7 protein-coding genes are annotated in these 5,921 nt (G+C 39.0%); 1 reads left to right on the top strand and 6 read right to left on the bottom strand.

Annotation, left to right across the window (positions count from 1 at the left end; all coding sequences use genetic code 11):
• Together N518_RS16970 and N518_RS0114750 are read right to left on the bottom strand one after the other, a co-directional pair.
• Positions 1-300 (bottom strand): IS5/IS1182 family transposase (locus tag N518_RS16970; protein WP_026444456.1); only part of this gene is annotated, 300 nt, incomplete at its 3' end.
• Positions 301-438: 138 nt separating this feature from the next.
• Entirely contained in the window at positions 439-1,929 is a 1,491-nt protein-coding gene (locus tag N518_RS0114750) for an amidase (protein WP_005025753.1), read from the bottom strand.
• A 236-nt stretch (positions 1,930-2,165) separates the two neighbouring features.
• On the opposite strand from N518_RS0114750, the gene N518_RS0114745 reads away from it, so the two are divergent.
• Positions 2,166-2,654, top strand: a complete 489-nt coding sequence (locus N518_RS0114745; RefSeq protein WP_005025756.1) for a hypothetical protein — start codon at positions 2,166-2,168, stop codon at positions 2,652-2,654.
• A 98-nt stretch (positions 2,655-2,752) separates the two neighbouring features.
• On the opposite strand, the gene accC is transcribed toward N518_RS0114745, so the two are convergent.
• From accC to N518_RS16965, 4 genes are all read right to left on the bottom strand, one after another.
• Complete coding sequence (accC, locus tag N518_RS0114740; RefSeq protein ID WP_005025758.1) at positions 2,753-4,126, bottom strand: acetyl-CoA carboxylase biotin carboxylase subunit; 1,374 nt, start codon at positions 4,124-4,126, stop codon at positions 2,753-2,755.
• Positions 4,127-4,141: 15 nt separating this feature from the next.
• The gene (gene accB / locus N518_RS0114735) at positions 4,142-4,561 is read right to left on the bottom strand and encodes an acetyl-CoA carboxylase biotin carboxyl carrier protein (protein WP_005014474.1); all 420 of its coding nucleotides are present in this window, start codon (positions 4,559-4,561) and stop codon (positions 4,142-4,144) included.
• A gap of 16 nt (positions 4,562-4,577) precedes the next feature.
• Positions 4,578-5,036 (bottom strand): type II 3-dehydroquinate dehydratase, encoded by a 459-nt coding sequence (gene aroQ / locus N518_RS0114730; RefSeq protein WP_005014473.1) that lies wholly within the window; start codon positions 5,034-5,036, stop codon positions 4,578-4,580.
• Between the two features lie 544 nt (positions 5,037-5,580).
• A partial coding sequence (locus N518_RS16965) for an IS30 family transposase (protein WP_002113567.1) occupies positions 5,581-5,921 on the bottom strand: 341 nt, incomplete at its 5' end.

Below are 5,921 nucleotides of genomic sequence, written 5' to 3'. Positions count from 1 at the left end.
TTGTCTTCTACAAAGCGTGGTGTAATCTGGAGCCATCCAATTTAATCCGCAAAGTTTAATCAGACTTTGCACAAAGCCAGTGACCATACGTAAAGGCAGACGGAATAAAGATTTAATCATTAAGCAGCATTGGATGGCTGCGTCGGAGTAGGTTTGATTTCGCCCTTGTTTGCCTTTTGATGGAGCATACCATTGCGTAGCAGGATCAAACCAAATGGCAATATTTCCGCGACTCATGAGTGCTCGGTTATATGCGGGCCAATTGGTTGTGCGGTAGATTTTGTGTGCAGGCTTCTTCATTTGAAAATTATATCGCTGAAAAAGCCTTTACAGATAGGTTTGTGCAACAAAGCCTATATAAACTGCGCTTATATATAAAATCGCTGAGGTTTCATACCAACTGGAATGAAGCCTGTGTGATAACAGGCTTTTATAGAGCTAGACCTTAATTTCTTGATACTTGCTTATCCATGGTTGAGCCTGTTCTAACTGAGCAGCCAATTGGAAGAGGAGGTCTTCACGGGCAAACGGTGCAATAAATTGCGAACCTAGTGGGAGATTTTCCTTGTTCCAATATAGTGGAACTGACATTGCTGGAAGTCCAGTAATATTTGCCAGCTGGGTAAAGGGTACCCATTTCAGATTTTCACGAATAATTTGTTCGACCAGTTTTCCGCGTACAAGATAATGTGCTTTACCTAATTTAATTAACATTTTCAGGATCGGTTTTTGCCAGCTTGGTGTGGTAACCTCTCCATTTCTAGGGGCTACTGAAGCAGTAGCTGGTATTAAATAAAGATCATACTGATCAAAAAAATAATTCATTTGTCTGACATAATCGCCCCAGTTATTGAGATTATGAATATACTCATTAGCACTAGTTTGTGCTCCAAAAGCAGCCAAGGCTAGAGAATCCAGTTCAAAATCCTGATCTTTAGCATGAGTCTGCTGCTTGATCTGTGCCAACATATAAGAGAACTGGCTAAACCATGTCGTAATAAAATCTTTGGCTAAGGCCATACCATCGATTGCGGGCTGGTCTTCTATAACAATATGCCCTAAAGACTCTAAAATTTTAGCAGTATGCTGAATTGCATTAACAGCATCTTTAGAAACTGGTGTACCAATAGGTGAAACAGTAGAAAAAGCTATTTTTAATTGCTTGGGTGGCTGCTGAATAACTTCACTATAAGGCTGTAAAGGAGCCTCAATTTTAAAGAGCGAGCTAGATTCAAATCCTTGTGTTGCATCAAGCATAGCTGCACTATCTCGTACTGTTCGTGTCAGAACATGCTGCATAGCTGCGCCGTGCATGGCCTCACTCATACCAGGGCCCCATGGCGTACGACCACGACTAGGTTTAAGTCCGAACAAACCACAATAGGATGCAGGAATCCGGATAGAACCTCCACCATCTCCTGCACCTGCTACCGGTACAATACCTGCTGCTACAGCTGAGGCAGAACCACCAGAAGAACCGCCACTGTTGTGTTTTAAATGCCATGGGTTAGCACAGCTCCCCCATGCATCTGGTTCAGTAATTCCTTTGATACCAAATTCAGGTGTATTGGTGCGGCCTAATGTAATAATACCTGTATTCTCCCAGCGATTTACAATCTCCGCATTAAACTCGGGAATGTAGGGGAGCTTTTTTAATGCCTGACAGCCATAACTGGTCGGTATGCCTTTGTATTCTTGAAACAGGTCTTTTACTAAAAAAGGTACACCGGCAAATGGACCATTTAAATCCAGTTTTGTCCGCTTTTGAGCATACTCATACATAGGAATAATAATTGCATTGAGCTCAGGGTTTGCAATTTCTACGCGTTGTATAGCAAGTTCTAAAAGTTCGGAAGCCTGTACCTGTTTATTCTTAACAAGATGAGCTAGTCCCAAGCCATCATATTGCATATATTCTTGAATTTTCATTATTTAAATATTTCCTATGTATTTTTATATCTTTGATCTTTTATTTCTGGGATGTACACGTATATTATGATACGGAGCAATTTAGCTTAGCTGATTTTTATAATATTACCTAATTGTAAAACCCCTCTGCAATAAATCAAGAGTGAAGATAAATATTGTTTTATAACGTTATTCAAACAAGTTTTTTTACAAATTTATGCTAACTTAAATTTTATGGGGACAAGGTTAAAAAATTCATGAAAAAACTATATCTTACAGCTCTTATTACACTTTGTTCAGGTTGGGTATGGGCAGAACAGCAACCAGTATCAACATCTTCTGCGCAAACTGAAGCCCAGTCAGAAAAATTATCTGCTAATACGATCCGTATTTTTACTCGTCCTGAAATTATGGGTCTATGGGGCATGGAAATTCCTAACAATAAAAAATGTGTAGAATATTATAATTTTCGAAATGACAATGAAGTAATGATTAAAAGTGGTCAAGAGTGGTCGTATGCACTTTATGATTATCAACCTTCAGATGACTTAAAAGACAAGTTGCCTGCGTTAATCATGCAGGTAAGATACGATAATAATCAGACGGATTGCTCTGGTCGACGAGAAGACCAGACGGGTGAGATTTCTCAGTACTTTGTCCAATGGAAAAATACTCATACGATCAATTTTTGTGCTACAGAAAAAGGGCAGGAGTGTTTTGCTACATTAAAGCGAATTTTGCCTTAAACTTCTTTGTACTATTTAACTTTAGTTTTCATAAACCATAAAAAATCAGGTAATAAAAAGCCTCTTGAATCAAAAGGCTTTTTTATCATGATACATCACTAGCTGGCTTTGGTGGCCTCTTGCTGACCTTCAAGCTGTTTAAGTAAATGCTTTTCCAGATAGTGAATATCCATAGCTTGGCTACAGAAATTCTTATCTTGTAAAATAAGATCTTTATGCAATGGAATATTGGTTTTAATTCCAGAAAGAATCATTTCATCTAGTGCCTGTTTCATCCGGGCAATTGCAGTTTCACGATCTTTACCGTGTGAAATCAGCTTGGCAATCATAGAGTCATAATAAGGTGGAATACTGTAGCCTGGATATATGTGTGAATCTAAGCGGATACCTGCGCCACCTGGAGCATAAAATTGCTCGATTTTACCTGGTGACGGCATAAAGGTTGAAGGATCTTCTGCATTGATTCGACATTCGATTGCATGGCCGCGTACTTTAATATCTTCCTGTTGAAGATCAAGCCCGATACCTGCTGCAATACGCAACTGCTGTTCAATAATATCTACACCCGTTACCATTTCAGTCACCGGATGTTCAACCTGAACTCGCGTATTCATTTCAATAAAGAAGAACTCACCATCTTCAAATAAAAACTCGAATGTTCCTGCGCCACGGTATTGCATTAATTTGCAAGCATTCACACATGCTTCAAGAATATCTGCACGTGCCTGTTCTGGCAGAAATGGTGCAGGTGCTTCTTCTAGAACTTTCTGATGACGGCGCTGTAAAGAGCAGTCACGGTCATAAAGATGAATGGCATGACCATTGCCATCACCCAAAATCTGAACTTCTACATGACGAGGTTTTTGCAGAAAACGCTCCATATAAACCGTGTCATCACCAAACCACATTTCAGCATCACGCTGGGCAGCTTGGACAGATTCAAGCAGAGTGTCTACACGCTCGACAATACGCATACCACGGCCACCACCGCCTGAGGCAGCTTTAACAATCAGCGGAAAACCGATTTCTTTTGCTTCAGCAAGAGCATTATTGGTCGTTACAGCATGAGCTGAACCAGGTACGGTCGGTACACCAGATTTTTTCATCGCCATGATTGCTGAAACTTTATTACCCATCAGGCGAATATGTTCAGGACGTGGACCAATAAAAATGAATCCTGAACTTTCTACGATTTCTGCAAATTCAGCATTTTCAGATAAAAAACCATAACCCGGATGAATTGCATCTGCACCGGTAATCTCTGCTGCTGTAATAATAGCCGGAATATTTAGATAGCTTTCACTGCTGGTACCAGGCCCTATACATACTGCTTCATCACAAAAGCGTAGATGCATCAGATCCTTGTCGGCATCGGAATAAATACCAACGGTTTTAATTCCTAAAGTTTTACAAGCCCGGGTGATGCGCAAGGCAATCTCACCTCGGTTTGCAATTAAAACTTTCTGCAACATATGAATCCCCGGGTATTAAGCGCGATAGCGGAATAATGGTTGACCAAACTGGATGACTTCACCATTTTTGACCAGAATTTCTTCAATTACACCGCTTTGAGTGGCTTCAATCGGATTCATGATTTTCATTGCTTCAATAATACCTAACGTATCACCGGCAGAAACAGTCTGGCCAATTTTAACAAATGGCGCTTCACCTGGGCTTGGTGCTGCATAGAACACGCCGACCATTGGAGACGTTTCTACTGCACCACGTGGTGCTTTAGCTGCAGGGGCTGATGCAGCTGGAGTTGGCATCGCAGGAGTAGCCGCCGCTGCAACGACCGGCATACGGCGTGTCAGGGCGATAGACTGATCGCCTTCTTTGACTTCAATCGCCTGCAGGTCGGATTCAATCATCAAGTCGATGAGTTTCTTGATTTTGCGGATATCCATGGATGAGTCTTCCTAATTATGATTGGTGAGAAGAGGGTTTAATTTTTTCGATCGCATAGTCCAGAGCAAAATGATAGCCTTTTGCTCCTAAACCACAGATCACACCGACTGCTTTGTCGGATAAATAAGAATGATGACGAAAAGTTTCGCGGGCATGCACATTAGAAAGATGGACTTCAATATAAGGAAGCGCAACGCCAAGCAAGGCATCGCGTAAAGCTACTGAAGTGTGCGTCAGTGCAGCAGGGTTGATAATAATAAACTGTGTACCATCATCTTGAGCCTGATGAATCCGGTCAACAATTGCACCTTCCCAATTGCTTTGAAAAGTATTCAGAGAAAATCCTGCTTTTTGAGCATGTAAAGTCAGACTTTGATTGATATCCTGAAGGCTAAGACGACCATATACTTCCGGTTCACGTTTACCTAGCAAATTTAAATTCGGTCCATGAATAACCAAAATGGTTGAACTCATCCAGCCTGCTCCAATATCAAAAATATATGCATTCTTTGCAAGATGTCAGCAAAGTTTGCGTATTATGGCATATTATTCTGCAAATTCTTTATAATTTGTATTAATTGAAACAGAAGATCAATGCCAAAATTGAGCTATATATTGAAAACTTTGCAGGGAATTGGCAATGTTAAAAAATGACAAATTTATAATTTTTTTAAATTTTAAAAGATATCATGAACTGGCTAGATGTATTAAAATTTCTAGTAATGGGTTAAAAGTTTACTTATTGCTCTTCTAAAATATTTTTATTTACGAATTTTATCATTAAGTTTTCTGTAAATATTTTTTTATAGATTTAAAAATTATTACATAAATTTTTAAATCTAATTAAATGTTTGATTTATGCAGAAATTCGAGGATTCTATTTTTTGATTTAATATCTTAACTGAATGAGAAATAAAAAATTTATTTTTAATGATATATAATTAAAATATTGAAATTAAATAAATATTTTAAAAAAAATGAGGATCTTAACGAGAGTCCTATTAAAGAAGGGGCGAATTCAAACATGAGGTGCGACAGTTTGAAAAGTCTTATGATAATCAACAAGCTGAGCAAATTTCTCTAATGGTGTAAGCCAATCTAACGCTTTTCTAGGACGAGTATTCAGTGACATGGCAACTTGATTTAAATAATGCTGATCTGCCTGATTTAAATCAATCCCTTTAGGTAAATATTGCCTAATTAAACCATTCATATTTTCGCATGTGCCTTTTTGCCAGGGTGAATGTGGGTCACAGAAATATACATCTATGCCTAAATCTTCTTCAAGTATTTTATGTTCTGCCATCTCGCGTCCACGGTCATAGGTCAACGTTTTACGCAGTTCTGCAGGTAAATATT

The sequence above is a fragment of the Acinetobacter sp. UNC436CL71CviS28 genome (assembly GCF_000620525.1).
Lineage (GTDB): Bacteria > Pseudomonadota > Gammaproteobacteria > Pseudomonadales > Moraxellaceae > Acinetobacter > Acinetobacter radioresistens.
This window is presented reverse-complemented; position numbering and strand designations above follow the sequence as displayed.